General features: G+C 48.2%; 1 protein-coding gene. It reads right to left on the bottom strand.

Annotation, left to right across the window (positions count from 1 at the left end; genetic code table 11):
• Positions 1-218, bottom strand: a 218-nt coding sequence (locus tag A3738_RS30985; protein WP_197473796.1) for a heme-binding beta-barrel domain-containing protein, incomplete at both ends; no start/stop codon positions are given.

Genomic DNA, 218 nt, shown 5'->3' with positions numbered 1-218 from the left:
GCCGCATTGGTCGTGAAGATGCTTGTTGTCACGTATACGATGAACGATTTGGTGATAATAAACACCGACAAGTTCTTGCTCTTCTGCGTTATCAACATCACCGATGGGGGTGTAAGTTACGGTTTCTCGGTAAGTGTTTTTCTCAGTTCCATCTGGCTCGGGGGAGGTGTCAGAGCCTTTGTCGCCGATCCATGTGCCAACTAGTAATGCAAGAGGTC

The sequence above is a fragment of the Oleiphilus sp. HI0066 genome (assembly GCF_001635725.1).
Note: the sequence above shows the minus strand (reverse complement) of the source record. Positions and strands in the feature narration are given on the sequence as shown.